The sequence below is a fragment of the Pseudomonas sp. HMSC057H01 genome, from assembly GCF_001836405.1.
Taxonomy (GTDB): Bacteria; Pseudomonadota; Gammaproteobacteria; order Pseudomonadales; family Pseudomonadaceae; genus Pseudomonas; species Pseudomonas aeruginosa.
Genome location: NZ_KV828504.1, coordinates 1 through 377, shown reverse-complemented (window position 1 = coordinate 377; position 377 = coordinate 1). Strand labels below are relative to the sequence as shown.

The 377-nt window shown below is 66.6% G+C and carries 1 protein-coding gene; it reads right to left on the bottom strand.

Translation table 11 applies throughout. The features are described from left to right. The coding region (locus HMPREF2581_RS20950; protein WP_139181921.1) for an AMP-binding protein at positions 1–377 on the bottom strand (377 nt) is incomplete at both ends.

The following is a 377-nucleotide window of genomic DNA, read 5'->3' as shown; positions in this document are numbered from 1 at the left end:
TGCCGGTGGAGCCGGAGGTGTAGATGACATAGGCAAGATTCTCGCCGTTCAGCTCGATCCCCGGATTGTTCTCGGCATGGTTTTCCAGCCAGGCATCGGCCTGGTCCAGGTCGATCCGTTGCACACCTTGCGCCAGCGGCAGCTTCAGGTGCGACTGGCTGAGCAGCAGCTCCACGCCGCTGTCCTCCAGCATGTAGGCCTGGCGCTCCTCGGGATACTCCGGGTCCACCGGCACGTAGGCGCCGCCGGCCTTGAGGATCGCCATCAGGGCCACGACCATCTCGATGGAACGCTCCATGGCCACGCCCACCAGGCGGTCCGCGCCGATCCCGCGCTCGATCAAGGCATGCGCCAGGCGGTTGGCCCGGCGGTTCAGC